This is a genomic window from Hirschia sp. (assembly GCF_058892565.1).
The window spans coordinates 11,929-38,503 of record NZ_JBZXVU010000021.1 but is presented as its reverse complement, the minus strand read 5'-3'; the positions used below and the strand labels follow the sequence as shown (position 1 = coordinate 38,503).

Annotated in this window: 27 protein-coding genes; 21 read left to right on the top strand and 6 right to left on the bottom strand. The window is 43.6% G+C overall.

From position 1 onward, the window contains the following. Positions 1-81: 81 nt before the first annotated feature. Positions 82-1,335, top strand: a complete 1,254-nt coding sequence (locus AC5EF3_RS08950; protein WP_493547794.1) for a Y-family DNA polymerase — start codon at positions 82-84, stop codon at positions 1,333-1,335. A gap of 1,029 nt (positions 1,336-2,364) precedes the next feature. Here AC5EF3_RS08950 and AC5EF3_RS08945 read toward each other — a convergent pair. Continuing rightward, the gene (locus AC5EF3_RS08945; RefSeq protein WP_493547793.1) at positions 2,365-4,569 is read right to left on the bottom strand and encodes a hypothetical protein; all 2,205 of its coding nucleotides are present in this window, start codon (positions 4,567-4,569) and stop codon (positions 2,365-2,367) included. Between the two features lie 303 nt (positions 4,570-4,872). Between AC5EF3_RS08945 and AC5EF3_RS08940 the strand changes: the two genes are divergently transcribed. Further along, positions 4,873-5,487 carry a hypothetical protein gene (locus AC5EF3_RS08940; RefSeq protein ID WP_493547792.1) on the top strand — a complete coding sequence of 205 codons (615 nt, stop codon included), beginning with the start codon at positions 4,873-4,875 and terminating at the stop codon, positions 5,485-5,487. A gap of 371 nt (positions 5,488-5,858) precedes the next feature. On the opposite strand, the gene AC5EF3_RS08935 is transcribed toward AC5EF3_RS08940, so the two are convergent. Beyond that, entirely contained in the window at positions 5,859-6,362 is a 504-nt protein-coding gene (locus AC5EF3_RS08935; protein ID WP_015827134.1) for a hypothetical protein, read from the bottom strand. 420 nt (positions 6,363-6,782) lie between these two features. On the opposite strand from AC5EF3_RS08935, the gene AC5EF3_RS08930 reads away from it, so the two are divergent. Genes AC5EF3_RS08930 through AC5EF3_RS08880 form a run of 11 tightly spaced genes read left to right on the top strand, consistent with a single transcriptional unit; the run spans position 6,783 to position 17,305 of the window. Further along, complete coding sequence (locus tag AC5EF3_RS08930) at positions 6,783-7,688, top strand: lysophospholipid acyltransferase family protein (protein ID WP_493547791.1); 906 nt, start codon at positions 6,783-6,785, stop codon at positions 7,686-7,688. A 26-nt stretch (positions 7,689-7,714) separates the two neighbouring features. Continuing rightward, a complete protein-coding gene (locus tag AC5EF3_RS08925; RefSeq protein WP_015827136.1) occupies positions 7,715-8,137 on the top strand; it encodes an acyl-CoA thioesterase in 423 nt (140 codons plus the stop codon). Continuing rightward, positions 8,134-8,688 carry an outer membrane lipoprotein carrier protein LolA gene (locus AC5EF3_RS08920; RefSeq protein ID WP_493547790.1) on the top strand — a complete coding sequence of 185 codons (555 nt, stop codon included), beginning with the start codon at positions 8,134-8,136 and terminating at the stop codon, positions 8,686-8,688. Before AC5EF3_RS08925 ends, AC5EF3_RS08920 begins: the two co-directional genes overlap by 4 nt. 2 nt (positions 8,689-8,690) lie before the next feature. After that, on the top strand, positions 8,691-10,931 hold the full coding sequence (locus AC5EF3_RS08915; RefSeq protein ID WP_493547789.1) for an MMPL family transporter: 2,241 nt from the start codon (positions 8,691-8,693) through the stop codon (positions 10,929-10,931). Beyond that, the gene (locus AC5EF3_RS08910) at positions 10,921-12,165 is read left to right on the top strand and encodes an NAD(P)/FAD-dependent oxidoreductase (protein WP_493547788.1); all 1,245 of its coding nucleotides are present in this window, start codon (positions 10,921-10,923) and stop codon (positions 12,163-12,165) included. Before AC5EF3_RS08915 ends, AC5EF3_RS08910 begins: the two co-directional genes overlap by 11 nt. After that, entirely contained in the window at positions 12,165-12,776 is a 612-nt protein-coding gene (locus AC5EF3_RS08905; protein WP_493547787.1) for a DUF3261 domain-containing protein, read from the top strand. Before AC5EF3_RS08910 ends, AC5EF3_RS08905 begins: the two co-directional genes overlap by 1 nt. Next, positions 12,773-13,933, top strand: a complete 1,161-nt coding sequence (locus tag AC5EF3_RS08900) for a beta-ketoacyl-ACP synthase (RefSeq protein WP_493547786.1) — start codon at positions 12,773-12,775, stop codon at positions 13,931-13,933. Before AC5EF3_RS08905 ends, AC5EF3_RS08900 begins: the two co-directional genes overlap by 4 nt. Positions 13,934-13,935: 2 nt before the next feature. Further along, the gene (locus AC5EF3_RS08895; RefSeq protein WP_015827142.1) at positions 13,936-14,406 is read left to right on the top strand and encodes a hotdog family protein; all 471 of its coding nucleotides are present in this window, start codon (positions 13,936-13,938) and stop codon (positions 14,404-14,406) included. Continuing rightward, the gene (gene fabG / locus AC5EF3_RS08890) at positions 14,406-15,149 is read left to right on the top strand and encodes a 3-oxoacyl-ACP reductase FabG (protein WP_493547785.1); all 744 of its coding nucleotides are present in this window, start codon (positions 14,406-14,408) and stop codon (positions 15,147-15,149) included. The genes AC5EF3_RS08895 and fabG overlap by 1 nt, the downstream gene beginning before the upstream one ends. Beyond that, a complete protein-coding gene (locus AC5EF3_RS08885; RefSeq protein WP_493547784.1) occupies positions 15,149-16,375 on the top strand; it encodes a beta-ketoacyl-ACP synthase in 1,227 nt (408 codons plus the stop codon). Before fabG ends, AC5EF3_RS08885 begins: the two co-directional genes overlap by 1 nt. 27 nt (positions 16,376-16,402) lie before the next feature. Then, entirely contained in the window at positions 16,403-17,305 is a 903-nt protein-coding gene (locus AC5EF3_RS08880; RefSeq protein ID WP_493547783.1) for a MipA/OmpV family protein, read from the top strand. 68 nt (positions 17,306-17,373) lie between these two features. On the opposite strand, the gene AC5EF3_RS08875 is transcribed toward AC5EF3_RS08880, so the two are convergent. Then, a complete protein-coding gene (locus tag AC5EF3_RS08875) occupies positions 17,374-17,802 on the bottom strand; it encodes a hypothetical protein (protein ID WP_015827146.1) in 429 nt (142 codons plus the stop codon). A gap of 103 nt (positions 17,803-17,905) precedes the next feature. Then, on the bottom strand, positions 17,906-18,355 hold the full coding sequence (locus AC5EF3_RS08870) for a hypothetical protein (protein ID WP_015827147.1): 450 nt from the start codon (positions 18,353-18,355) through the stop codon (positions 17,906-17,908). Between the two features lie 130 nt (positions 18,356-18,485). Between AC5EF3_RS08870 and AC5EF3_RS08865 the strand changes: the two genes are divergently transcribed. Continuing rightward, positions 18,486-19,262: a glycosyltransferase family 2 protein gene (locus AC5EF3_RS08865; protein WP_493547782.1), complete on the top strand. Its 777-nt coding sequence runs from the start codon at positions 18,486-18,488 to the stop codon at positions 19,260-19,262. On the opposite strand, the gene AC5EF3_RS08860 is transcribed toward AC5EF3_RS08865, so the two are convergent. Beyond that, the gene (locus tag AC5EF3_RS08860) at positions 19,240-19,776 is read right to left on the bottom strand and encodes a 4'-phosphopantetheinyl transferase superfamily protein (RefSeq protein ID WP_493547781.1); all 537 of its coding nucleotides are present in this window, start codon (positions 19,774-19,776) and stop codon (positions 19,240-19,242) included. The two genes, AC5EF3_RS08865 and AC5EF3_RS08860, sit on opposite strands and share 23 nt — an antisense overlap. Positions 19,777-19,931: 155 nt before the next feature. Between AC5EF3_RS08860 and AC5EF3_RS08855 the strand changes: the two genes are divergently transcribed. The 6 genes from AC5EF3_RS08855 to AC5EF3_RS08830 all read left to right on the top strand — a co-directional run bounded on the left by AC5EF3_RS08855 (position 19,932) and on the right by AC5EF3_RS08830 (position 24,216). After that, positions 19,932-20,579: a beta-ketoacyl synthase chain length factor gene (locus AC5EF3_RS08855; RefSeq protein ID WP_493547780.1), complete on the top strand. Its 648-nt coding sequence runs from the start codon at positions 19,932-19,934 to the stop codon at positions 20,577-20,579. Further along, positions 20,567-21,370 carry a lysophospholipid acyltransferase family protein gene (locus AC5EF3_RS08850; RefSeq protein WP_015827151.1) on the top strand — a complete coding sequence of 268 codons (804 nt, stop codon included), beginning with the start codon at positions 20,567-20,569 and terminating at the stop codon, positions 21,368-21,370. Before AC5EF3_RS08855 ends, AC5EF3_RS08850 begins: the two co-directional genes overlap by 13 nt. Continuing rightward, positions 21,367-21,624 (top strand): phosphopantetheine-binding protein, encoded by a 258-nt coding sequence (locus AC5EF3_RS08845; protein WP_015827152.1) that lies wholly within the window; start codon positions 21,367-21,369, stop codon positions 21,622-21,624. The genes AC5EF3_RS08850 and AC5EF3_RS08845 overlap by 4 nt, the downstream gene beginning before the upstream one ends. 13 nt (positions 21,625-21,637) lie before the next feature. After that, complete coding sequence (locus tag AC5EF3_RS08840; protein ID WP_493547779.1) at positions 21,638-21,883, top strand: acyl carrier protein; 246 nt, start codon at positions 21,638-21,640, stop codon at positions 21,881-21,883. 95 nt (positions 21,884-21,978) lie between these two features. Then, positions 21,979-22,530: a COG4648 family protein gene (locus AC5EF3_RS08835; RefSeq protein WP_015827154.1), complete on the top strand. Its 552-nt coding sequence runs from the start codon at positions 21,979-21,981 to the stop codon at positions 22,528-22,530. An 18-nt stretch (positions 22,531-22,548) separates the two neighbouring features. Continuing rightward, the gene (locus tag AC5EF3_RS08830; RefSeq protein WP_493547778.1) at positions 22,549-24,216 is read left to right on the top strand and encodes an ApeI family dehydratase; all 1,668 of its coding nucleotides are present in this window, start codon (positions 22,549-22,551) and stop codon (positions 24,214-24,216) included. 6 nt (positions 24,217-24,222) lie between these two features. On the opposite strand, the gene AC5EF3_RS08825 is transcribed toward AC5EF3_RS08830, so the two are convergent. After that, on the bottom strand, positions 24,223-24,666 hold the full coding sequence (locus AC5EF3_RS08825; RefSeq protein ID WP_493547777.1) for a rhodanese-like domain-containing protein: 444 nt from the start codon (positions 24,664-24,666) through the stop codon (positions 24,223-24,225). A gap of 302 nt (positions 24,667-24,968) precedes the next feature. On the opposite strand from AC5EF3_RS08825, the gene AC5EF3_RS08820 reads away from it, so the two are divergent. Then, positions 24,969-26,525 carry an HAL/PAL/TAL family ammonia-lyase gene (locus AC5EF3_RS08820; RefSeq protein WP_493547776.1) on the top strand — a complete coding sequence of 519 codons (1,557 nt, stop codon included), beginning with the start codon at positions 24,969-24,971 and terminating at the stop codon, positions 26,523-26,525. Positions 26,526-26,575: the final 50 nt, after the last annotated feature.

The following is a 26,575-nucleotide window of genomic DNA, read 5'->3' as shown; positions in this document are numbered from 1 at the left end:
TCACAGGAAACTAAACACTTTTAGATTGACAAAGTTCTTGATTTGTTCTCATTGGGTCTCGCTATTTATGTGAGCCTTCAAATGCGAAAACCTTCAACTATTGAGCATCTATATTTAGATTTTGACGGCTTTTTTGCCTCTGTTATGCAGCAGGTTGATCCAAAGCTCAGGGATAAACCAATAGGTATTATTCCATTTGAAACAGATAAAGCTCATTCTACTACGGTTATTGCTTGTTCCAAAGAGGCCAAACGCTGCGGCGTTAAAAACGTCATGCGCGTAAGTGATGTGCTTAAGATATGTCCTCAAATTATACTTGTGCCACAAAGACCAGACCTGTACCGCCGCGCTCACAATGCACTTTTAAACGAAATTGCATGTGAAATACCTATTGATGTTATCAAATCCATAGATGAGATCGCATGTCGATTAGGGGCGGCGGATATATCAAATCCTCATGATTTATCTCACCGGATAAAAACAAGAATAGCTAATAACATTGGACCTTACATTACGTGCTCAATTGGTTTTGCAGGAAATCGAATGCTGGCGAAAATGGCTTGCAAAATGGATAAGCCGAACGGAACAACAATTTGGCATCCCCGAGATATGCCGGCACCAATTATTGATTTAGATTTTGATGATGTCCCCGGTATTGGAAGGCAAATGCAAAAACGCCTGTGGAAAGCTGGAATAGGGGATATGCAAACGCTTATTGCTACACAGCCTAAGCATTTACGTGCGCTTTGGAAAAGTGTTGCGGGAGAACGAATGTGGTATGCGCTTCATGGCTATGATATTCATGCAATGCCAACTGAACGCAATATGTTTGGTCATGGTCGTATTTTGCCTCCGGATAGTCGAACACTAGCCAAGGCTGCGGAGTGCTCTCGTATGCTGCTGATAAAAGCAGCTAGACGTATGCGGCGAGAAGGTTTTTATGCGCGGTATTTGTCATTGTGGCTTCATTTAGGAAAAAGTCGTGGCTGGTCGTCTTCTATAACTTTAGGAAGCGTCAATGATGATCATTCGATAACCGGCGCTCTTCGCTTGTTGTGGCAGCAAGCTAAATCTCAGCTCAGACCCAGAAGTTACATATTGCAAGTTCATGTCGCACTTGGGGATTTAACGTCAGCAAATACAAGGCAGCTCGATTTGCTTAAAAATGATGACGCTGAATGTCAGCGATGGGAGAAGCTGACTTTCACTATCGATAATCTCAACCAAAAATTTGGAAAGCGCGTTGTCTCTCTGGGGCCTTGGTCTCCATCGGGACAATTTGCTGGCGGTAAAATAGCTTTCACTCGAATACCAGATGCCGAGGATTTTTATTGAGCTGGTTACATGAAATAAGTTTGCGTGATCTTGATGAAGATCAACTACTAGAAGCTACTTGTCTCAAGTGTTTGTATGTTTGGAAGCAGACGCCAACGCAACTTTTGCTAAAAGTTGTACATAGAGACGTAAAGCTTGATGAGGTCGCTTCAAATCTAGCTTGTCCCTGTCAGGGATGTAGAAGCGTAGGAGTGCGACTTGTTTTGATATCTAACCACAGGACAAGTGGGTTTGTTGGGGGAATGCCGTAAGGATTAGAAGCTCATACAGAGCTGTTTGCGGCGATTTGTTGGAATGTGTCATTTGCGTAAGCTAATAGCTCTCAGTGAGTCTCTCAATGCGTTTAAAACAGAAGTATTGGGATAGTTTACCGAAGTCTTAGAATATCGACTATTTATCTGAGTAGGGTGCTTTTGTATTTTCCCAATTTATTCAAATCAAAGCCTTATATAAGGCAACGTAAGTATAATGGAAGTTTTTGCATTTATTGATAAACGATAATTTTTAAACGAGGCTAAGTTCTAATTAGAAAATAGAAACCTTATACAAAATTAAGCCAAATCACGATGTTTACATTTGAAATATCAGGGTGGGAGGAGTCCGCGCTCTAAATGGCTGCAACATAAACGCCTGCTTCGGGTATATTTCGGATCTCTGGCGAATAGATAAATACATGGTTATATTCCGTTTGGATGACCCGTAGGCTTTGTATTGGCTACAAAATACGTCTGATCACAACCTCGTAAGTTAACGTGTGTAAGGGCTTAGAGTGAAACAACGCTTGCTAATCGTTCCAGTAGTTTGAGAAATTGTCTACGCGGCGGGAACTGGCCCTAAGTTGACTGATGAACAGCATAGTCCGTGGCAATCAATCTTCCCGTTGTAAGGTAAACTAATAAGCGTCGTTTTAAAATATCTACAGCCTAGGAGTGACAAGTTTTATTTAGGTGATCTACTGACGCAGCTGGTGCCAGCATAAAATTAACCAACATGCACCAAGGCCAATTATATTGCTTCAAAATAGATATGCTATACAAGCCCAATAACGTCGGTATAGAGCGTCTTTAACTCGTTCATTCCCATATCTAATATGGGTTCGTACATGAAGGCGTTTATATGAATATTGGAGGGTGTTATTAATGCAACTCTTCTCAAAATTGAAATCGGATCTGTGAGATTATTGTAGCGATCTTCAAATGCTTGGACCAATTCTCCGGTTTGTTTTTTAGAGGTCTCGAAATCAGGGTCATCTAACTTAATTTTAGTTATTATGTATCTCTCAGCCGATAGCCTGGCAGCGATAGCCAAAACAATTTTATGCTGCAAGTTTATGCCGTCACCTTCGGTTAGACATCGCTCAGCAGATGCGAATATTTGGTCTAGTATATTGGTAGTTAGGTCAATTGAGGGAAAAGTGTTATTTGGAAAAGTACGTTCAAAAACAGATTTGTAGTCAGCAAACGTCAATGTAGAGGTGTTTTGTTTGTAATGAAGCATATTGGTCAGATTTAAATAGTCTGCATTCGGAGTATCATCAGAATTTTTCTTACCTTGAGTATACTCTACAACATTTCTTAGAAAGGGCACAAAAGCTATCTGTATGATTGGATCATCTAATTGACTACGCCATTTTTGAAATGGACTACTAATGTGAGATTGGTCGAATTTTAGCAGAGTAATCTCATCGTTATTTTTGGTAGCCAAACAGCATTGATGTGGAGGACAAATTTGTCTGCTTGCTATTGTTCTTAAAAAGTCAAAGTTATGAGTTAGTATGATGGAAAGGAAGTTTACTTCAGCTCGTCGTATCACGTATTCTAAATAGTCAATAATCGCGAACTTATTCTTATAGTCAAATGAGTCTGAAATATCATCAAATATTAGAAGAGTTTTCTTTCGATCTTTCCACCGCATGTGAATTTCAAACATTATGTTGAGTATATATAAGGCTCTAGCTTCACCTGTACTAAGAACATGAAGTAGGTCTTTCTTCTCTGAATTTTGGTAGGTTCTTTGATCTGAGCTATCACTAAATTTGAATGAAATAGATGGCGCTTTACTCTTTAAAATAACATCAGACTTATTCTCGATAATTAGCTCAAATGGAAGATGCAGAAAACGTCGGTTAAAATCTTCAATCACTGAATCCCATTCACCAATACTGGTGTTCGCCTCTGAAATAATAGTGTTTAACTCTCGTTGACCATTTTTGTATTTTGATACTAACAGGTCAAGTTCAGGATGCGCTTGTGAGAGATATTGAATCCATAACTTCCTTTTGAATGTATTTAGGTCTTGTAGCTCGGGAAGAATCTCTTGGTTTTCAGTAATGTAGTCTCGGAATAGTTGTAGTTCTTTATTTTTTAACTTAGAATTGAACTTGTCAAACTTGCTTCTTAATTTGTCGTCATTGATAACGCGTTTTTTCTCTTCTTCAATTTCATTGACAAATTCTTCGTTAGTCGCATGCTCACTTTTCAACTCCCCTTTTTCGTCGACTAAAACAATGCGATGACCTGCTTCGAAGTATTTATTCGTCTTTAGGAGTTGTTGAACTTGATTAACGTTGTGATACTGAAAATCTTTTCTCAATATAGGAGATTGGGAGGTTAGTTCTTCATATTTTCGGGTAAAGTCACTAACGGCTTCCTTTATGGTTTCTTCCTCTAAAAATTTTACAACTTTAGGATCAAAAAGGATTTTATAATTAGCATTACAGAATGTCGTTTCAGATGTGTTGCTTACTTCGTTATGGATGTTGAGAAGTGCTTCATAATATTCCCCATCAAACACTTCTTCGATGATAGGTTCTATTTTTTCTCTAGATTTTTCACCATATCCAGACAAATTCCTTAATCTATTATCTAAGTCCTTTTTTGCGACTGCTATTTCCTTATGTACAGTCTCATATCTTGCTCGTAAGTTGCTATTCGCAAGTAGTGTGGAAACTTTATTCGAAAAATAGTCACCATCATATGATTTAACTACAAAGATTTCATCTGAAGGAATATCGTTGCCATTTAAGGTAACGTTGAATGAGCTTTCTCTATGGGGAAATACCTTGTCATTTGGTGTTTCATCATTTGATAAATCAATAAACGTTTTCGCAAAAGATGTTTTCATAACCCCATTTGGGGCGTAAATAGCAAACCCTTTATGCTTAAATTCTATAGTAGTGTCTAACTTTCCAATGCCGTAACAATTTTCCAGTTTTAAGATTAAAGTGTCAGTCATAAATCCCCCCATAATTTATTTCTTAAATTTACTATCTTAAAAAGCGTGATCTGTCTTCTTTTGGCGAATAGTAGTCTGATAGCATTAGAACTAATGTGTAAAGACGAAGGACTTGATCCAGCGGCGGTGTCAAAAATGATAGATGATTACCACTTTAGCGGAAAAGAACCACTGGATGAAACCGTCTGTAATGCTCTCTCACAGCAACCAAAAATCTTGCGACGTGAAACAATTATCAACAATGTCGTAGAAAGGCTCGTTTCTCTAGTGAAGACGTTTGATGACGGGATTGGGTAAGTAAGAATGAGTAAGAAATTCAAATCACTCAACAGCATGAAATCAGTAGATGAGTTTGGGAGAGTGCGCTTATCTGATAATTTCTTTATGCGTGAGTTTTTATATTCAGATATCGCCATAATGAATGGCTTTAGAAACTTACCGGATGATCCAAACCTAGCAATAGAAGCCGGCACTCAACTTTGTACGCAATTGCTTGAGTCATTACAGAAGAAGTTTGGCCGGGTTTCAATCAGGTCTGCCTATAGGTCTTGTGAAGTGAATGACTTTGGCAATAAGAATAAACTCAATTGTGCATCCAACGAAGCTAACTATGCGCATCATATATGGGACCGCCGCGATAAAGACGGACATATAGGCGCAACTGCTTGTATATTCTTGCCGGAGTTTTGGGACAATCATAACAATGAAGTCGATTGGCAAAAACTGGCGTGGTGGGTGCATGATCATCTTCCGTATAATACGATGTATTTCTTTCCAAAATACTGGGCGTTCAATCTTAATTGGAATGAGAAACCTGAACGCCGGATAGATAGTTACGCTGCTCCTAAAGGATGTTTAACAAAAGAGGGGATGGAAAATCACTCCGGGGATCACTCTGATATCTGGAAAGGTTTATAGAGGGTGGGAGCATGTGCTAGGATGGTAGTTTTTTTATATAGTAGGTAGCTTTGACAGATTATCCAAATCTGGATGGCCGGTACGTAGAGGAAAGAATTCGCTTCCTAAAGTTATCAAACTTTTTTCCTGTGGGACCTATTTGGGTCCAAAGGTCGTTGGGTGAGAATTATAGGTGTCGTATAATAGAGTTATTTAGATATAAAAACAACAAGTTGCGTATTATTTGATGTTTATATGAGTGCATTGTTGTGGACCAGGAGGTCCCAGGTTCGAGACCCGGAGGCGGTACCATTCTTCAAGCGTAGATGATTATAAAAAAAGCCTCCTTAGACACATGTCTTGGAGGCTTTTTTATGTTTCATAGAAATGTTTCAGGCACGACGTTTAATCTGTTGCACCGATTCTTTCCCACATTCATGAAGATAGAAATTGCGTAAGCTTAATGCATCCCAAAGCGCGTTGTGACGTACGGCACCTTCTAGATTTGTGAAATATGCATCCACACGGCGCATTTCTACATTAAAACTAGGAAGATTAATCATGCTTCCGGGAGATATCATCATAATATTCATAAGGTGTGAAATATCTTCAGGCCAATCAGCAACAAATATTATGTTGTTATCGCCTCGGAGAAGACGCTGCAATTCCATTCCCCATTGTGCGCGGTCCATATGAGTTGGAGATAGGCCGTTCGCTGATATAACAGGTAAAACATAATCTGCGACCCATGGATCGATTTTATCGCTGGAAACAAGTGTATTTATTTCGGCTTTGGGTAATGCAAGATATAAAGGCGTTCCGTGCTCAGGGGCGATTGCGATTGAGATAATTTCTCCGCCAAAACTATTGAATTCACAATCAACAAAGTAACGCACGACAAATATTCCTCCCGTCCATTAGATGTTGGACGATTATCCATTATTTGAGAGTAACGTTACGCCCACACACTGGACCTTTTTAATAAGGTTCTCTTTGTGCGTGGGCTGCAACGTAGTCAGTCTGGTCTTCAAATACAGGTATAGACTATTAACGTTAAGAAGCCGATGTTTAACAAAAGAAAGTCTCTGCCTATTTTGGTAACCTTTTGATGACCATAAATTTGCAACCTTTTTTCTTCGACAATTTTGCTTGTGTGATTTAAGAACTATCTGAAATCAGAGTGTTTAAGTGAGGATCTAACTTTCAGAATGGGTGATTACAAATCTGAAAATTGGGCGTCCCAGTCTGAAAGAGGGACAAGGCTAGGTATTTTGATATCTGCCAAGATTTACAGATTGTTCGGTAGAAGAGTCTCTATGATCCTGCTGTCTCCAGTTGTCTTTTTCTTTTATTTGAGTGGTGTTCAGCAAAGACGTGCTTCAAGAGCCTATCTAAATCGTGCCTACGAGCAGGGCTTGATGGCCAAGAAACCTAGTTTTCTGACTGGATTTTTACATTTTATGGCATTTGCAGGTTCCATGCTTGATAAACTTGCCAGCTGGACAGGGGAAATCAACAATACGCATGTTGCAGGGGTTGATGATGGTGAATTTGATGCCGCCAAGAATACAGGCAGAGGGGCTCTAGTCCTGACTGGCCATCTTGGAAACCCTGAATTAATCCGTGCTGTCGCCACTGTGAATAAACGTTTTTCCGTGACTGTTTTGATGCATACAAAAAATGCAGAGCAGTTTAATTCGGTCATAAATCAGTTTTCAAAACATTCGACCGTTCGACTTGTGCAAGTTGATGACATAGATATTTCCGTTGCGATGCAATTGTCATCTCGCGTAGACGAAGGTGAATGGATAGTGATGGCAGCGGATCGGCCACCACCGCATGGCACCGCAAAAAATAGCACAGTGGACGTGGATTTTCTTGGAAGCAAAGCGCCATTTCCGATCGGACCATATATTTTAGGGGCTGCCCTCAAATGTCCTGTCTATTTTTTATCCTGCATTCGCACCAATCAGCAGACACCATTTTCTATCATGTTTCGTCATTTTGCTGATCCAGTATTTTTACCGAGAAAAGATAGATCACAAGCGTTGCAAGCTTATGCGCAGCAATATGCAGAATTATTGAAAGAAGCTTTGGCCATGGCACCTAAGCAATGGTTCAATTTTTACGATTTCTGGGGTGATTTTTCTGGGCAGACCAAAGAGACAAGCTCTGATAGCTCTCACTCTACCGCGGCGGACTCTGATTCTGTCTTGAATTAAGAAAAATAGTTGGGAATAGTCATTTTATGAGACGGGCAATTGTCAAAGTTGAAACGCAAAGTGAAGCGCAATTTCACGACATCGACCCGATGAATATTGTCTGGCATGGAAATTATCCACGTTTTTTTGAATTAGGCCGCGTCAAACTGTTAGACGAAATCGCATATGGCTATGAAGAGATGAAGGCATCTGGTTTTGCTTGGCCGGTGATTGAAATGAATATTCGCTATGCGCATCCCATTGTCTTGCGTGAGAAGATTATCATTGTTGCGGGACTGACAGAATGGGAAAACCGCCTTAAAATTGACTTTGAAATCAGAAACAAAGAAACAAACAAGCGATTGTGTAAAGCCTATACGACGCATGTCGCTGTCGATATCAAAACGAACAACATGTTATGGGAAACGCCAGACGTGTTTCGTAAAAAACTGGAGCCGTTTCTTAAATGACATCTTTGATTATTGGTTTTGCGTTTCTTTTGGCAGCACAATCAGAGCCTGCAGCAGCAGACAATCAATGTCTTGCGCCGCAAAGTGTTGCTCAGGAAATTGGCAGTCGTAAATTTACGCAAGAACGCCGCTTGGAGGGGATTGAGCAAAGCCTAGTATCCCAAGGTATAGTCAATGTCTCCGCTGATGCGATTGAATGGACTGTATTGGACCCAATCGAGATTACGACGATTATTTCTCCAAATGGTATGACGCAGTCTATAGAAGGTGGTCCAGCGCAAGAGGTTGGAGCTGTTGGGGCTTCAAACCCTATTTTGTCGCAAAGTGGTTTGATCCAGCTCTTAAAGGGCGATTTGACGGGTGCTGATGCCAATTACACTGTTACTGACTTTGAAATTAATGACGGTTGGGGGGTATCTCTTGCACCCAAAGCGGAAGATATGGCTAAACATGTTACAAAGATTGATGTGACTGGCTGCATGAAGATTGATTCAATCAATGTAGTGCAAGCTAATGGCGATCAGATTCTTGTCAAATTTGCTGAGGAATAAACGTGTTGTTGGGGGGTAAGATTAGGATTGGTGCGGTATTGTGCGCCATATGGCTGGTGGCTAGCCTGATCTTCATAGCGGTTCGTTTTTCTAGCGGCGCTCCCATTGATACAAACATACAATCTATATTACCGAATAACTCTCTGGCCCCCGCTGTAAAAGCAGCGATGACGCAATCTGGTGAAGTTGCCGCAAACAGAGTTGTTTTCCTGATTTCCGATGTTGGTGAAACAGGTAAAAATGCGGCTGCGGCTGATGATTTAAAGCAACGTCTTTTATCTGCTGACCTATTTATTAGCGATGATGCAGACCATGAAGAATTAGGACGCTGGATATTTGCTAATCGCAATGAAATTTTGTGTGAACATGCTGATGAATTTGGCGAGGAAACAGCACAATCAATTCGGAATCAGGCATTAGCAAGGGTATATGGTGTTGGCTCACCCATAACCGGAGGATTGCTACAATCTGATCCATTTTTACTGACCTTGCGACTGGCAGATTGTCTCTCTCAAGGAGCCGCAAAAGTAGATGCTCATCAAACTTTGATGACAGGCAAACTGAACCAATCCGCCTATCGAATGGATACTCAGGAAAAGCTCCAGTCAATTGTTTCTGAATGGGAAGATGAATGGTTGAAGCAAAACCTAACATTGGCCCGAACGGGGGCGGTGTTTCATGCAAATCATGGGGCTAATTCAGCCAAAGCAGAAATGAGCTTTATAGGCGGCTTGGGTTTATTGGGGGTTGTCGCTTTGTTTGGCTTTGTATTTGGTCGCATGTCCAATGTGTTTATTGTGGCCAGTCTCATCATATTATCATGTGCATCCGGTTTGGCTGCGACTTTGCTCGTTTTTTCACAAATTCATATGTTGGTGCTTGTTTTTGCAGCTATGCTTGTGGGGGTTGTCGCAGATTATGCTGTGCATGCGATGGCGAGTGGCGTTGGGAATGGATGGCCCGACATGCAACAGCGAAAAGCACACCTTTGGCGGCCAATGACTGTATCCATGCTAACAACTGCAGCTGGTTTTACCGGCCTGATGTTTTTAGGTGTGCCAATGTTTCGTCAATTGGCGGTCTTTGCCGTGACGGGTGTTTTTACCGCGTGGGCACTCGTTCTTTTTATCTTTCTTCCCTTTGATAAACCGCCTCACAAAAATGAAGATGCATTGCGTCTGCGCTGGATGCGTGCACTGGCATTATCAATGAAACTATTACCTGTTTCAAAAAATGCGGCATTGCTTGCAAGTATCATTATTCTTTTAAGCAGCATCGGGTTCATTTTTGCCAAACCTTTGGATGATGTACGGCAATATCAGCCACGCAATGAGGAGCTGATGAAGCAAGAGAAACAACTAAATGAGGTGGTCGGGTCTGTATCATCTCAGGTATTTCTTGTTTCGCAGGGAGATGATTTAGAAGAAGCGAAACAAAATGAAGAAGCCTATCTAGATAATCTGTCTGCTCAACTAAAAGAAAAAAGCCCAGAACCAGCATCAAATCTAGCATTGACGCGCTTTGATCCTTCAAATCAAAGGCGAGAAGTCAATCGACAAAAATTGGATGAATTCTTAGAGAAGCCCCTTGGCAAACTTCAGCGTGCACAATTAGGATTGAAGGCAACCCAAGCAATAGAAGATGTAACTGCGGATAAACCATCATGGTTGTCTGATCTATATGTGGAAGCAAACGACAAAGTTTATCTTATCGCGCGCCTAAGCGGCGGTATTGATTATCCATCTTCTGAAAATGCGATCGTCGTTGATACTGCAAATGCGTATTCTCATGCGTTTGCATCGTATAGAAAACTTGCCGCGCGTTCGCTCATGATAGCTGTATGTGTGGCTTTGGTTTTCGTCTTTATTGTGTATCGAAAATCAGGCGCTTTAAGTGTTGTGATCGCACCGGCTTGCGCGATGTTGTGTGGTATTTATCTTCCAGCATTATTTGGAATGCCAATAACTTTCTTTTCAATGGCGGGGGCAATGGTGTTGTTTGGTGTTGGTGTGGATTATTCAGCATTCATGTGGGAAGCAGGGCGTAGCAAAGAGGCGTGGACCAAAGCTTCTGTTCTGGTTGGCACCGTCACCACATTATTGTCGATGGGGCTTTTAGCGCTAAGTGACACATTACCTGTACGAAGTTTTGGGATTACTGTTGCAGTCGGTGTGATTTGCGCTCTAATCTTTTCAACATTGCCGTATTATTTGGCTCAGAAGGAAGCATTGAATGCAAAATGAAGTCTGTGACGTTGCCATTATTGGTGCAGGTCCTTCAGGGGCAGTAGCTGCTTCCATTCTGGTTCAAAAGGGCTGGAATGTTAAAGTGTTTGAACGCCAACATTTTCCACGCTTTTCCATAGGTGAAAGCTTGCTGCCGCATTGTGTAGAATTTATCGAGCAGGCTGGATTGCTTGAAGCCGTTGAAGCTGAAGGGTTTCAATTCAAAGATGGTGCTGCTTTTACGATGGATGGCAAGTATGAAGACATATATTTCCCAGATAAATCTTCCCCTGGACCCGGCACTGTTTATCAGGTGCAGCGAGAGAAATTTGATAAAATCCTTATCGATGGGGCAGCATCAAAAGGCACGCATGTATCTTTTGGCGATACTGTAACCTCATTTGAACCGACAAGCGAAACTGCTGATCACGCTGAACTGATTGTCAAAAATGAAGCAGGCGAGAGCCGCGCTGTGCGTGCTAAATTTGTTATAGATGCATCTGGCTTTGGTCGTGTGTTGCCGCGTTTACTTGATCTTGAAGCACCGTCTGATCAAACCAAGCGTCGCTCTTGTTTTAAACATGTCACCGACAATATCACACATCCAGATTTTGACCGGAACAAGATCCTAATTTCTGTGCACCCAGAAGACCCTCAAATCTGGTTATGGCTAATTCCACTTGCCAACGGATTGTCTTCAATTGGTGTGGTGGGCGTAAACGAGACAATCGAAAAAGCTGGAGACACGCCCGAAGCTCGCCTTGATTATTTTGTAAAATCATCGGGAATGATGGCGGACTTCCTTAAAAATGCTGTCGAAGCGCGTCCAACAAATGAAATTGTAGGCTTTTCAGCCAATGTGAAAAAACTCTATGGCGATAAATATGTATTGCTAGGCAATGCAGCTGAATTTCTCGATCCAGTCTTTTCTTCAGGTGTCACGATTGCCATGAAATCTGCAACACTGGCAGCTGATCTCATTGATGCTCAATTGCGCGGTGAAGAAGTTGATTGGCAGGAAGATTTTGAAGTTGAGCTAAAACGCGGTGTCGAAGCCTTTAGATCATGTGTAAATGCTTGGTATGATGGCTTGCTTCAGCGCATGATTTTCATGGAAAACCGATCTGAAGATATTACCCGTCATTTCACAGCAATTCTGGCCGGATATGCGTGGGATCGTAAAAACCCAATTGTGAAAGATCCTAAGCGGTTTTTCCGGTTGATGGATGCGCTGACAAAAGAAGACGCTTAATGCACAATCGGGGAATTATTGGGGTTATTCTTGCCTGCGCTATTTTGGGCACTGGGTGTCAATCCACGCAATCCATTGCGCAAGATACCGGAATTGTATCAGAAGCAGCTAAAGCATTTATCGGTAAAGATATTGAGCTGACCTTGCCAACATCGCCCAATTTTCCAGGCGAGATGAGCGCGATGCAAACACTGATCGCGCGCCATCAGGACCGTGTGCAAGCTTTACAGGCTGTGCTGACTGCCCGCGAAGATCACGTTAATGTTGTTACCATGTTGGCCAATGGGCCTCGCATAATGGAAGTTGATTGGACAGCCCAAGACATGCTGGAAACGCGTTCCAGCTTTGCACCTGAAGCGCTGTCTGGTTTGAATATGTTGGCTGACATCTATCTGGTGTTTTGGCCTCAAAAGGCAGTGCAAACAGCTTTGCCCGAAGGTGTTTATGTCAATCAGGAAGCGGGACTACGCCAAATATACAATGATACCCGTCAAATAGTAGAAATTCGCTATTACACCAAGGATGAGCGCGGACGTGATCATTATGTTTTGACCAATTTCGATCTTGGTTACTCTCTGACAATTTATAGCGATACAATGACAGCCAAATGAGTACGATTTATATCAACGCATTTTCAACATGCTCTCGACTCGGCATGAACCGAGATGAAACCTTTAAAAGCTTAAAGTCCGCTCAGCCACCGCGTCCAGATAAGGACGCACAATTGGCTGGTGGTGCAACGACAAAAGTCGCCGCGCTTGCAACTGATTTACCCAATGATCAAAGCGGTGAAACGCGAACAAATCAGATCACGGCCTATCTGATTTCACAAATGCAGGAAGAGATCGCACAAACACTCGTAAAATATGGCTCTGAGCGTGTCGCCGGTATAATCGGCACCAGCACAACAGGCGTGGAAGAAGCGATCAATCCGCTTGCCGATCGCATCAAAAACGGTGAATGGGATGACGATTATGATTTCACTAATCAGGAATTAGGCGACACAGCGCAATTTTTAAAAAACAGCATTGGTTTTACCGGTCCATGCCACACTGTTTCAACGGCCTGCACGTCAGGTTCAAAAGCTTTGGCTGCGGCAGCACGATTCATCAATGCAGGTTTAGCAGATGCTGTCATTTGCGGCGGTGTTGATTCGTTGTCGCGTTTAACAACAAATGGTTTTAGTGCACTTGATAGTGTGTCTTCCCAAATGTGCGTGCCATTTAGCAAAAACAGATGCGGCATTAATATAGGTGAAGGCGGGGCATTATTTATTGTCTCAAAAGATATTGGTCCATGGAAATTATCTGGGTGGGGCGAAAGCTCAGATGCCTATCATATGTCATCCCCGGAGCCTTCTGGTGCAGGTGCAGAATTAGCATTGAACGAGGCCATGTCCCGCGCAAACCTTAAACCAGAAAATATAAACTTTGTGCACATGCACGGCACATCAACACCACTCAATGATGCAATGGAGTCAACACTTGTGAACCGTGTGTTTGGCCCCAATATGCCCTGTGCGTCCACTAAAGGCATGACAGGCCACACATTGGGCGCTGCTGGTGCATTGCAAGCTGCAATCAATATAATCGCCCTAGATGAGCAAATTTATCCCCCGCATATCTATGATGGGCAGTGGGATGATGATCTAGCGCCAATAAATTTAACCTCTGTTCAGAGCCAGCCAGATCAACCTATAACAGCCACTTTGAGTGCAAGCTATGCATTTGGTGGTAGTAATATTGCGCTGATTATCGAGAAAGCCTGAGTATGAATAACAGTGTCATTTATCCATCGCCGGAATTACTGGCTCCACATGATCCTCCCATGCTTTTGGTCGATGAAATTGTTAGCTGGGAAGAAGGCGAAATTGTCTCAAAGCATGTGATTGATAAAAATAATCTATTCTATGTGGCTGGACATGGTGTGCCTGCATATGTCGGTTTTGAGATTATGGCGCAATCAATTGCTGTGCAGGACGGATATAGCCGGCACCAAAATGGAGACGGTCCTAAAATTGGTTTCTTACTGGGGTGTCGTAAATACACGGTGGAACGAGATTGGTTTCTTGAAGGTGAAGAGTTGACAGTCAAAGCAAAAGCACTGTTATCCGAGGGGGAAATGCTATCTTTTGACTGTTTAATCCAAGATATTCACGGTCAAAAATTGGCACATGGGATAATTAATGTGTTTAGCCCAGCAAATCCGGAAGCGTTTATACAACAAAGTGGGAGCGAGTAATGTCCCAAGAAAATTCAAATCTGGAAAAGCGGGTGCTTGTCACTGGTGCTTCCAAAGGTATTGGGCGCGGTGTTGCGATACGATTGGGCGCTATGGGGTTTCACGTCACGGTTCATTATGGGCGCGATAAAGACGGTGCTGTTGAAACGCTCGCGCATATTACAGCCAATGGCGGTAAAGGTAATATCATCGGCTTTGATGTAAATGACCGTGCAGGCGCGAAATCTATCCTTGAAGCAGAACTAGAAGCTCATGGTCCATTTTGGGGAATTGTTTCAAATGCCGGTATCACCCGAGATAACGCATTTCCTGCCATAGAAGGCGATGATTGGGATGATGTGATCCGCACGACGTTGGATGGTTTTTATAATGTTGTGCATCCCCTCACCATGCCAATGGTGCGTAAGCGCAAAGGTGGACGCATTGTTGTGATGGCGTCTGTTTCTGGTGTTATGGGAAATCGTGGACAGGTAAATTATTCAGCGGCAAAAGCTGGATTGATCGGTGCAGCCAAAGCATTGGCAGTGGAGCTAGCTAGCCGCAAAATTACGGTCAATGCAGTTGCTCCGGGCCTTATTGAAACGTCCATGACAGAAGATGTTCGCCCTGAAGTAATGGCCGCTATCCCGATGAAACGCGCGGGGTCTGTCGATGAAGTTGCTGCAACAGTTGCTTTCTTGTTTCAACCTGAAGCGGCCTATATTACCCGACAGGTGATTGGGGTGAATGGAGGGCTGATCTAATGCGCCGCGTTGTTGTAACAGGTATGGCAGGTATGACGTCACTTGGTGATAGTTTTGCCCAGATAAGCCCCAAATTAAATGCTTCCCAAACGGGTATTCGCTATATGCCTGAGTGGGAATACCTCGTTGACATGTCGACGCGCCTTGGTGGGCCTGCCGATCATTTTGTGCATGAAAAAGCCTATCCGCGACAAGCTCGCCGCTCCATGGGGCGCCTTGCTGTGATGATGGTCAAAACAGGCGAACATGCACTTGCAGATGCCGGTCTTACCGACGATCCGGTGGTTAAAAGTGGTCGCATGGGCGTTGCCGCTGGTTCGTCTTATGGGTCAACGCCGGCCACGCTTGATTTTGTCGAGTTCCTCGAAAAAGGAAAAGCAAGAGGTTTAAACGCAACCAGCTATATTCGAATGATGAGCCACACAGCGCCCGTGAATATGGGTGTGTATTTTGGCTTGCAAGGGCGTGTCTATACAACATCTTCTGCTTGTACATCTGGCGCGCAAGGCATTGGCTATGCGTTTGAAGCGATCCGATCTGGCGCGCAAGATTTGATGATGGCAGGTGGATCGGATGAGTTTTGTCCGACTATGACGATGGTATTTGACCGCCTATATGCGACTTCTACACGCAATGATGATCCACAACATGCTGTGCGTCCTTTTGACGAAAGCCGTGATGGCTTGGTCATTGGTGAGGCCGCTGGAGTCCTTATCTTAGAAGAGCTAGAGCACGCGCTTGCACGCGGTGCAAAACCTGTAGCCGAGATTGTAGGTTTCTCGACCAATTGCGATGGACAGCACATTTCTCAACCAAATCGTAAAACGCAGGAGACTGTGATGCTTCAAGCCATGTCCCAAGCAGGCATGAGCGCGGACGATCTTTCATTCGTTTCAGGGCATGGAACGGGAACAGCGACGGGAGATGTAGAAGAAAGCCATGCGACGCATGCTGTCTTTGGTGACAAAGTGCCTTTTCATACACTCAAAGGAAATTTTGGGCACACACTCGGTGCTTGTGGTGCAATTGAGACATGGCTTGGTATCGAGCAACTCAAAGAGGGGCTGATTTCCCCGATTGCAAATCTCTCAAATGTTGACCCCAAATGTGCGCAGCTTGATTATGTGAAGGGTGAAACACGTAGGGTTTCCAAGAATGCATTTTCATCAAGTAATTTTGCTTTTGGCGGCATAAATACGTCTTTGGTCGTGGCCAATTACGAATAAAAAAACGAATGTTTGCAAGGGGAAAACATGGCGAAGACATCGAAGGTTTTTATTTCAGGCGCATTGTTTTGCGCATCCGCCATGCTTGTGTCGGGTAATTTAAGTATATCTGCTCAAACAGTCGAAGAAAAAAATAATTATGTCCCCGACGAACCCTTATGGGAAGTGCGCATTGGCGGAACGGGATTATATGGCCCAGATTATCCAGGTGCATCTGATAATTCAGGTAATGGTGTTGTAGCGCCCTTAGTTATTTATCGCGGTGAAAAAATCCGCTTTGGCGAATATGGTGTTGCGCGTGCAATCGCAGCTGAAAATCAGCGCTTTGAATTGGATCTATCTCTTGATGCTGTTTACTCGGCGAATTCCACAGAAGGTGGGGCGCGAGAAGGCATGCCGGACCTTGATTATCTTTTGCAGATTGGTCCGCAACTGATTGTGAATTTTGCCGACACTGGTTGGACAGTAGATGGACGCAAAAGCCTCAAATTGCGCACACCAATTCGTGCCGTGGCTGCCACTGACTTCACAGGAATTGAACATGTTGGTTACATTGCAGAGCCACAATTAGTGTATCAACGCAAATATGGTGGAGATTTGCGTTCCGGTTGGTCAACCACACTATTTGCGACTTTTGGTGATGAGGGCCTGAATGATTACTGGTATGGAGTCGGTCCGCAATTTGTGACGGCTGATCGAGGTTATCATGAAGGGAAAGCAGGGTATGTCTCTACCGGTTTTCGAGCATCTTGGACACGTGAACTTACCGATGACTTTCAAATATTCCTGACATATCAAGGCCGTTCATTTTCCGGTGCGGCCAATGAAGATAGTCCTCTATTGCAAGAAGATTTCACCCATGCAGCGAGTGTCTCTTTTGTCTGGAAAGCTTTCAAAAGCAAACGCGCCGCTCGCAATGATGATATGTAGTTCAAATTGATAAAAAAGCCCCAGCAAATATGTATGCTGGGGCTTAAATTTATTTATTTTTGAATGACTTAGTTCGAAGCTGTTCCGTTTAGAGGTGTTTTTGCGACGAATTTATTTTTGTAACAAACATACTCAGTTGCTGGGTTGAAATCAGTACCTTGAGATGAGTGAATACCTGTTACTTTGCTAGCCCCTTTTGAAATCGCAAGATCTTTCATTGCAATTAAGGAGTTGAGCAAAGCGCGTTCACATGATGCTTGAATATCTTTGTGAAACCCGTTTGCAGGGCGTCCACCAGTTGATACGTCGCCAATCTGGGACCCTGATGCTGATTTACCCCAAACAAATTGAAAACCATCAAGCGCTGATTTGTTTTCTTCCTTCGCCATGAAGTCAGCAACAGAGAAAACATAAGGTTTAGAGGCAGCTTGAGCAGTTGGCACTCCAGAAAAAAGAACGACTGCAGATGTGGCTAATACAAGTGATTTTATGGACACGTCATTTCCCCAAAATTTAACAATGATAGATATTCAATTGTGCTAAACCAGCTTATAAGCTGGAAAAACGGCATGTTAAAGGCAAATCTTTGCGCTGTTAAGTTTATTCATTCAGTCCAACAATTGTTCCTTTGAGCAGAACACGGGAATTTGTGTGCCCTGTTAGACACTGATAGTGTGTTGCTGAAACATAATCTGCACTTGTTGCTGTCGACATTATTGCTTCAACAGCAATTCCATCTAGTTTTTGGGCTTCTTCTTTCAAAGCAAGTAGAGCAGATATCATCGCCCATTGGCATGCGCTTTTATCTGTTTTTCCGATGCCATTGGTAGCGTGTTTAACGTTGGCAATGCCCAGTGGAGTTCCAAGGACTTCACTTCCGAACGTAAATTTAAAATCTCCAAGTCTTGTTTGAAAATCTTCACTCGCAAGGAGTTCTTCAATTGAATAAAGCTGAATGTCAGATTTTGCGTGTGCAACAGGGGCTGCTGCGGCCATGACAACGCACATTGAAGAAATGCTTGTAGCAAGAGTTTTGAATGAAATTTTCATAGGGTCTACCGTTATTACTTCTGATTTATATGTGTATATAGAGTTCAATCTTGACAAGATGGGGGCAAATTGACGATCTCCTTGTCTAAGCAACCTTAAATTTCAGTCATAATTATCGGTATTGTTTGATATGATGTCAGAATTTCAGATTGGAGCCATCGTTCCAACTTATCGTCATGTCAAAGCATTGCCTGCGATTGTAGATCAATTGGTCGCACAAAATTGTCCTGTAATAATCATTGATGATGGCAATTCACCTGAACTAGCGGCAATCATTGAATCCCAACGAGAGCCTATGCGCGGGGTGGACGTTATTCGCCTACAAGAAAATGGAGGGAAAGGAGGCGCAGTTAAGCAAGGTTTTCTTGCGGCTCAAAAAGCAGGCTGGAGCCATGCGCTTCAGATAGATGCAGATGGTCAGCATGATATTAGTCAATTGCCACACCTCATACTTTTAGCCAAACAAAATCCTGAAGCAGTGATTTGTGGTGTCCCAGTTTATGATCATTCCATACCTAAGGGACGCAAAATTGGACGTGAAATTACACATTTTTGGGTACGCATAGAAACACTTTCTCTTGAAATTAACGATTCAATGTGTGGGTTTCGTGTCTATCCTGTGAGTGATGCTGTGCATGTGGTTCGTCATGAATTTATTGGGGCTCGCATGGATTTTGATACTGAAATGCTGGTCCAATTAAACTGGCGTGGATTAAGAGTTGTCGAGCATCCGACCAAAGTGATTTATCCAGAAAAAAATGTGTCTAATTTCCGCATGCTATGGGATAATGTGCGTATCACTGCCATGCATACAAGACTAGCCATACAAGCCCCTATTCGCGTGCCGGTACGGATGATGCGTCGTTTGATGAGCAATAAATATCCTAAGCCAAATCAGGTGCAGTAATAATTGGCAGAATTTCAATGCCGTTAATATGTCCTTGGCCTAGCACTGTAAGGAAAAACGCATCTGCGATTGGCATGTGATACCGCCAACCAAAGTGTGTGGAAGTCAAACCTTCTGTTTCGCCATTCGGCGCATTGATGACTTCCAACAATTCTTTTGGCTCTGGGTATGTACCAAATGCTTTGAAATAGGCTTCTAGATACGTCCAACCTTTGCACAATGCTTGGGCTGATGAGGATGTCAGATCTTTATCATCACAAAAACGCGATAGTATGGCGGGCCAATTTCTGCGCGGATCCGTATATTCAATATCAAAACCTATGAGTTGATCAGCCCCAATCACAGCTGCACCACAAATGCCGCGGCAATGAGATCGACTCACATTGTTTCTTTCCGGTTTGGACAAGCAAGACGTTGCTGCATTTTGTGCAATATCTGTCCAGCGGCGCTGTAGCTTAACGCCATGGCGTGTTGTTAGCTGGTTTGAGAGGCATAACCCAACATATACTTTCATCAGATTTGACTCATCTTCTTGCAAGCAAGCGCACGTCTCTATAGCAATAGGGGATTGAGTTGATGGGGACAAGCTATTCCCATAGACACGAAAGACATGATGTGGGGTACAACGTGTCTTGGCAAGCGTTTCGCTTGTAAACCGGGCGGATGAGAATGAATGTACACTTGGCAGTGAAGGGTTTTAGCGGTCTTGTTAGAGAACAAGAAGTTTTGAAACCTTTTGGAAGTTTAAAGCCATTTACACAATTGCCGAAAAGAGCAGTTAGGCGATTATCTGACCTTGAGCGCGGCGTGGCAGCATGCCTTATGGGGCTGGATGAAAGTCAAGAAAATGGCTTGGGCGATAGTGCGATTGTTTTAGCATCGCGCTATGGGGCTATGACGAACACACTTGAGCTGCTTAAATTCATCAACCAAGATGAAGCACTTTCTCCAACATCATTCTCATTGTCAGTGCATAATGCTGCTGTCGGCGTTGCCAGTCAGTTGACGAAAAATCATGGTGGTCACACAGCAATTGCCGCTGGTGAGAGATCTCTTTTGGAAGGACTGACAGAATGTTACGCGCGCATCAAAGGTGGCGCTAACTCCATCGTATTTATGTATTCTGATTGCCATCTGACGCAGGAATATGCTGAATTTGGCGATACAGATAAAGATGTTCAGTTTGCGTTATTGCTGGAAGAAGTCACCATTGGTGAAAGTGGACCATCTCATCAAATTGAAGGTGGTAGTGCTGGCGCACTTTCATGTCTTGAGGCGATAAATGATGGGCTGAGTGAGATCCAATGGAAAATTTAGATATTGGACCAAGAACGAAAGCGCCATGGACAATAGGGCGGTCAATCCGGTTGGTAACGACTGGTCTGTCATTTCTGTTTTTTGGTATTGGTGGCTTAATTCTAGCCTTGGTCTATTTTCCGCTCATGCGATTATTTGTGTGGGATAGCGATAAACGAGCTAAAATTTCCCAAGCTTCTGTCCATTGGGCGTTTCGTTTGTTTATCGAATTTATGCAATTAATGGGTACAGTATCATATGAAATACATGGTGCTGAAAAGCTAAAAAACTGTCGTGGGACAGTTGTCGTAGCGAATCATCCGTCTTTATTAGATGTGGTGTTTATGATGGCTTTCATGCGGCGGACACGCGCTGTGGTGAAAAATAGTGTGGCGACTAATCCTTTTATGGGAGGCGTTATCAGATCCTCTAATTACATTCCCAATACAGGTGATCCTGAGGCGCTTATCCAAGCGTGTTCAGATGCCTTGAGTGAAGGAGCGAATCTGTGTGTTTTTCCAGAAGGTTCTCGTACGCCCATTGGTCAGAAAGTTAAATACCAACGCGGTTTTTCCTATGTGGCATTGAAGAGTAAAGCGCCAGTACTGGTTGTCACGATAGAAGTCACTCCGCCAAGCCTGAGAAAAGGTGAGCCTTGGTATTCAATTCCCGCCAAAAAGTCGCACTGGATAATTCGCGTCCATGACGTCATTGATACTGCCGTCGATTATGGTAATGACCGTGCTGTTATTGGTGCTAGGCGTTTAGCTTTAGACGTTCAAAATAAGATCGAGAAGGAACTTCAAGTATGACAGAGCTTGAAATCGAATTAAGAGCATTGATTATTGAAGTGCTGAACTTGGAAGATCTTACAGAAGATGAAATTGGTGTAGAGGATGATCTATTTTCCGATGACGGCATCGCTTTGGACTCGATTGATGCATTAGAATTGGGCGTCGCGGTTCAAAAGAAATATGGTGTAAAGCTTGAGCCCAAAGACGAAAAGCTTCAAAAATACTTTCAAAATATTCGCCTATTGGCCGAATTAATTGAAATGCGCCGATAGGAGTTTGAGACGTATGACTAAAGATGAAGCCTACGCTGAAATTAGCAAAAACCTGATTGAGATTTTTGAAATTTCTGAAGCTGAAATCAAACCTGAAGCTAAGCTTATGGATGACCTTGGTTTGGATAGTATTGATGCAGTTGATATGATGGTTCAACTTCAAGAAACGACGGGTCAGAAAGTTTCACCTGAGCAGTTTGAAAATGTTGTTACTGTTGATGATCTTGTTGGTCTTGTCATCGAACTTACAGACAAATAGTTTTTTGATTGATTATTTGCATATCCGCTAGGGATAAAGGATCAGTGTTGGAATAGGTTTCCGGCTTTTATGTTGAAGATTGAAAGTGGAAATTTATGAAACGCTTTGCCAGTGTCATTATAGCTGGGCTTATGATAATTTATCCATTGATTGCAGTTGTGCTGTTAAAGCATTTTTCTCCGATTTGGCTCATCTTAGCGTTGGTGTTCGCGCTGACATTTAGATTGTGGTTAGGTGGTAAATCTGCGCCATTATCTATGATTGTCGCAAGCATAGCAGCAATTATCGGTATCAGTGTCACAGCAGTTTATGATCAGGAATTATCCATTCGACTCTATCCAGTCTTTATGGGGGGTGCGATTTTGGTGGCGTTTTTAGTTTCACTGATAAGACCGCCATCTATGATTGAACGGTTTGCGCGTTTAGCAGAACCTGATTTGCCGCCTCATGCTGTCAGATACACCTACAAAGTCACCATATTGTGGTGTGTGTTTATCGCATTGAATTTAGTCGTCGCTTTATGGACAGTTTTGTATGCCAGCACCGAGGTGTGGGCGATCTATAATGGTGCAATTGCCTATGCGTTGATGGGCATTTTATTCTTGAGTGAATTAGTTTATCGCAAGTTTATTCGAAAAGCCGAATAAAGCATGAGGTCGTAGGTTTTGACGAAAATTATTGATGCACTTCTTGCTAGGGATGCGGGGCAAGTTGTTTTTCGGTCTGTTTCTCATGGTGACATCACCTATGGCCAGATAAGATCAATGGCGAGTTTGCTTGCAAAACAGCAAAAAGCGACCAGCGATAAAACATATGTTTATACGCGTTCGGCGTCAGTGTTTTGCGCGGCGTTTATTGCAGCGGTGCTGGCTGGAAATGACCTCATTGTTTTACCTCAAGCAGGTTCAGATTATCTTGCTCAAATCGGCGCAACAGGCGATCAACTGATGAGTGATGCTGTTGATGGCGCGCTAATGTTTGATTGGGCCGATCTGAGCAATAATGCAGAGTTTGCGCCCTCAAATGAAAATGACCCGCTACTTACATTTTTTACGTCAGGTTCTTCAGGTGCACCAAAGCAAATTGTGAAACCGATAAGCGTAGTAGAAGCTGAAGCTAAAGTTTGGGTTGATTGGTTTGCCAATGACATTGACCATATAGTCGGCAGTGTTTCACATCAGCATATTTATGGTTTGATATTTAGATTGGCATTGCCTGTATTGGGTAACATCACAGCCCAAGATGATATGGCTCTCTCTTGGGAAGCATTGATGGATGTCGTATCGCCTAAAACCCTCATCGTTTCTAGCCCGGCGCATTTATCGCGTCTGCCGGAGAAAAGTGCGATATCGCAAACGCAACCTGCCTATATTCTTTCTTCTGGCGGTCCGCTTAAAGCTGATGATTCGTTTGCGGCGGCGAATTTATTTGGTGTGCAACCGCTGGAAATTCTTGGCAGCACTGAGACGGGCGGTGTTGCTTGGCGTCAGCGTGACGTTGAAAATGAACCGTGGACGCCTGTCGCCGGAGTAAAACTAAGTTTGGGCGATCAAGGCGAGCTGATGGTGACATCCCCCTTTATTCCTGATGCTGAGCCCGTGAAAATGGGAGATCGCGTCGAGATTAGCGAAGACGGTCGGTTTGTTCTTTTGGGACGTATTGATCGGATTGTGAAAGTTGAGGGCAAGCGCGTATCTCTTCCACGTGTCGAGGAGGTATTGTTGTCTCACCCGATGGTGAGTGATTGCGCCGTCATAATGACTTCTCAAAATGGCCGAGATCGCTTGAGTTCTCTAGTCTGCCTTACTCAAGAAGGCCAGCTTGAGTTAGGAAAGCTAGGCTCATTCAAAATGTCGCGTTATCTGCGCAAATTATTGAGTGATAATTTAGAGCCTGCCGAATGGCCAAAACGTATGCGTTTTGTCAGCCATATTCCAACAAACAGTCAATCCAAACGGGTTGTCGCGGAAATGCAAAGCGTATTTGAAAGCGTGCGGTTGCTGGAAGTGTTGGCTCCCACAACTCTTCAAGTTGATGGGTTTGACGCAGAAATTCGCTTCACTGCTAAACCACATCTGCCTTGGTTTGAGGGACATTTTAAAGAAAATCCTATATTGCCGGGAGTTGCCCAAACACACATTGCAGCGCGTCTTGCTGAAGAAATTTGGGCAGCCTCACCGGCTAGTTTCAACGTCAATCGCATGAAATTTCAACAGGTTATCCAACCACATGATGATATAATTCTAACACTGGGTTTTAAGCCTGAGACTGAAAAACTAAATTTCGCATTCAAGCGCGGTGAAGATAAACTTTCATCTGGAACGATAGGTTAGCCAACATTATTCAAGTGGGAAGCGATCAAGTGGCAGACCTTTGGATATCCAGCTTGTTCCATTTGGGCTGCCTTCAACACCTTCTTTGACGTTGTAAATATGCTTTATGCCAGCTTCTTCCAGAATTTGGGCTGCGCGTGTCGATCTGGTGCCAGAGCGACAGATAAGTGCAACTGAAGCATCGGGCCTTTCCGCTTGTAGAGCATTGATTGTTGATAAAAATCTCTCGCTTTGCAGCGTTACAAGACGGGCCGATAATGGGGTGCCAGTCCGTGTCCATTCTTGTGGTGTGCGTATGTCGACGAGAATAACTTCACCATTGATGGACTTTTCATAAGCATCTTCAACAGAAATAAGCTCTGTTTCAGCCGTGGCGGTCATGGATGTTAAGCTGGCGATAACACTAGTTATTGCTGCAAGAATGAATCGTTTGGATCGATGGGGCTTCATGGTTACATCCCGATTTTTAAAATCTTAATTGTTTATTTTGGCTGGAGAGCAGGGCAAGAACAAGGCAAATTTCATTGATTTTGAATGTGTTCTGTCAAAATTTAACTTAGTTGGAAAATCCAAACCCATATCAATTTGATGGGGTGTTCTTTTTTCTTTCTCAGGCGTATGAAGAGCGCTGAACTTTCGTACATCGCACAGAGATGGGAAGCCTCGTTGTGTTGGGTGTGCTGATTTGTAGAGCAAGAATACCCCATCACATTCAGATTTAGGGTGTTTTGGGTAGGGAATGGAATAAGACGATGGCTGCTGATACTGGTGATTTTCCAAGTTTCACTTTTGGTGAAGCGCAATTGGACACGGCAATTCTGGATGATTTAGCGTCGCAGCGGGTTCAACCACGCCTTTCAACGAATCCTGATGTGTTGGCTGTGATCAATACTTCAGCCAAACACGTCACTGATCTGCTCAAGAATGATGGTAAAATTTACGGTGTAACGACGGGCTATGGCGATAGCGTTGTTCGCGCTGTCCCGCCTGAATTAGTCGCTGAGCTGCCATTGCATTTGTCGCGCTTTCATGGCTGCGGCATGGGGCGTTTTCTAACGCCAGAAGAAACACGTGCAACGCTGGCTGTGCGTTTGGTGACATTGGTGCGCGGTTGGTCTGGTGTGTCTATGGACTTGGTTGAGTTGCTGGCCAATATGCTGCGACTTGATATTTTGCCGTGTATTCCTTCTGAAGGATCAGTGGGAGCTTCAGGTGATCTAACGCCGCTTTCTTATATTGCGGGTGCATTGGCGGGTGAGCGCGATGTTTTGCACAAAGGTGAGATTAAATTATCGCGTGAAGCGTTTGCGCAAGAAGGGCTACAGGAAATCATTCTTCAGCCTAAAGAAGCACTTGCGATCATGAATGGTACGGCTGTGATGTCAGCGCTTGCTGGTATCGCGCTAGAACAATCCAAACGATTAATGGCAGCGGCGACGCGGCTAACATCTATGTGTTCCCTGAGTATCCTAGGAAATACGCGCCACTTTGATGCGCGCTTGTTTAATGCCAAGCCGCATCAAGGTCAGATGTTAGTGGCCCAGCGCATTCGTGAAGATCTTGCCCCCATGCAGGAAAACCATGAAGCGGTCCGCATGCAGGATCGTTATTCAACACGCTGTGCACCGCATGTGATTGGTGTGTTGCAAGATGCGATGCCAATGCTGGAATCAGTTCTCAATACTGAGATCAACTCATCAAATGATAACCCACTATTTGACCCCGAGACGGGTGATGTTCTTCATGGCGGCCATTTTTATGGTGGGCATGTGTGTATGGTGGCAGATACGCTAAAAACACAAGTCGCCAATCTTGCTGATCTTATGGACCGTCAACTCGCTACGTTAGTAGATACGCGGTATTCCAATGGTTTGCCGTCTAATTTGTCGGGTGCAACTGGAGAACGTGCTCCTATAAATCATGGCTTTAAAGCAGTTCAGATTGGTGTGTCTGCGTGGACTGCTGAAGCGTGTAAACTTACTATGCCGGCGTCTGTTTTCTCTCGCTCTACTGAGTGCCATAACCAAGATAAGGTTAGCATGGGCACGATTGCAGCGCGTGATGCATTGCGCGTGAACGAGCTGACAGCGCAAGTTGCCGCTGCGCATATGATGGCAGCCACTCAAGCGATTGAATTGCGCTTAAAATCTGGTGAGTTAACAGAGCTGATGGTTGGTCCGCGTGTCCTTGCCCAAGTTGAAAAGGTGCGCGCTCTTGCGCCATTCATCACGGAAGATCAACCAATGGATGTTATACTTCGTGATGTGACAGCTAAACTACTGACAGGCGAGTTGAGCGTGTCCTTCTAAGCTGAAATTAAAGACAATAAAAAGAGCCAAACGCTTTGTTTTGTTTGGCT

Bases quoted from the DNA above. Each gene is read 5' to 3' on its own strand.
- AC5EF3_RS08855 (WP_493547780.1), top strand. From the start codon at position 19,932: ATGAATGTACACTTGGCAGTGAAGGGTTTTAGCGGTCTTGTTAGAGAA.
- AC5EF3_RS08945 (WP_493547793.1), bottom strand. From the start codon at position 4,569: ATGACTGACACTTTAATCTTAAAACTGGAAAATTGTTACGGCATTGGA.
- AC5EF3_RS08865 (WP_493547782.1), top strand. From the start codon at position 18,486: ATGATGTCAGAATTTCAGATTGGAGCCATCGTTCCAACTTATCGTCAT.
- AC5EF3_RS08825 (WP_493547777.1), bottom strand. From the start codon at position 24,666: ATGAAGCCCCATCGATCCAAACGATTCATTCTTGCAGCAATAACTAGT.
- AC5EF3_RS08905 (WP_493547787.1), top strand. From the start codon at position 12,165: ATGCACAATCGGGGAATTATTGGGGTTATTCTTGCCTGCGCTATTTTG.
- AC5EF3_RS08870 (WP_015827147.1), bottom strand. From the start codon at position 18,355: ATGAAAATTTCATTCAAAACTCTTGCTACAAGCATTTCTTCAATGTGC.
- AC5EF3_RS08940 (WP_493547792.1), top strand. From the start codon at position 4,873: ATGAGTAAGAAATTCAAATCACTCAACAGCATGAAATCAGTAGATGAG.
- AC5EF3_RS08840 (WP_493547779.1), top strand. From the start codon at position 21,638: ATGACTAAAGATGAAGCCTACGCTGAAATTAGCAAAAACCTGATTGAG.
- AC5EF3_RS08900 (WP_493547786.1), top strand. From the start codon at position 12,773: ATGAGTACGATTTATATCAACGCATTTTCAACATGCTCTCGACTCGGC.
- AC5EF3_RS08835 (WP_015827154.1), top strand. From the start codon at position 21,979: ATGAAACGCTTTGCCAGTGTCATTATAGCTGGGCTTATGATAATTTAT.
- AC5EF3_RS08910 (WP_493547788.1), top strand. From the start codon at position 10,921: ATGCAAAATGAAGTCTGTGACGTTGCCATTATTGGTGCAGGTCCTTCA.
- AC5EF3_RS08920 (WP_493547790.1), top strand. From the start codon at position 8,134: ATGACATCTTTGATTATTGGTTTTGCGTTTCTTTTGGCAGCACAATCA.
- AC5EF3_RS08850 (WP_015827151.1), top strand. From the start codon at position 20,567: ATGGAAAATTTAGATATTGGACCAAGAACGAAAGCGCCATGGACAATA.
- AC5EF3_RS08930 (WP_493547791.1), top strand. From the start codon at position 6,783: ATGATCCTGCTGTCTCCAGTTGTCTTTTTCTTTTATTTGAGTGGTGTT.
- AC5EF3_RS08880 (WP_493547783.1), top strand. From the start codon at position 16,403: ATGGCGAAGACATCGAAGGTTTTTATTTCAGGCGCATTGTTTTGCGCA.
- AC5EF3_RS08925 (WP_015827136.1), top strand. From the start codon at position 7,715: ATGAGACGGGCAATTGTCAAAGTTGAAACGCAAAGTGAAGCGCAATTT.
- AC5EF3_RS08820 (WP_493547776.1), top strand. From the start codon at position 24,969: ATGGCTGCTGATACTGGTGATTTTCCAAGTTTCACTTTTGGTGAAGCG.
- AC5EF3_RS08885 (WP_493547784.1), top strand. From the start codon at position 15,149: ATGCGCCGCGTTGTTGTAACAGGTATGGCAGGTATGACGTCACTTGGT.
- AC5EF3_RS08895 (WP_015827142.1), top strand. From the start codon at position 13,936: ATGAATAACAGTGTCATTTATCCATCGCCGGAATTACTGGCTCCACAT.
- fabG (WP_493547785.1), top strand. From the start codon at position 14,406: ATGTCCCAAGAAAATTCAAATCTGGAAAAGCGGGTGCTTGTCACTGGT.
- AC5EF3_RS08860 (WP_493547781.1), bottom strand. From the start codon at position 19,776: ATGAAAGTATATGTTGGGTTATGCCTCTCAAACCAGCTAACAACACGC.
- AC5EF3_RS08950 (WP_493547794.1), top strand. From the start codon at position 82: ATGCGAAAACCTTCAACTATTGAGCATCTATATTTAGATTTTGACGGC.
- AC5EF3_RS08845 (WP_015827152.1), top strand. From the start codon at position 21,367: ATGACAGAGCTTGAAATCGAATTAAGAGCATTGATTATTGAAGTGCTG.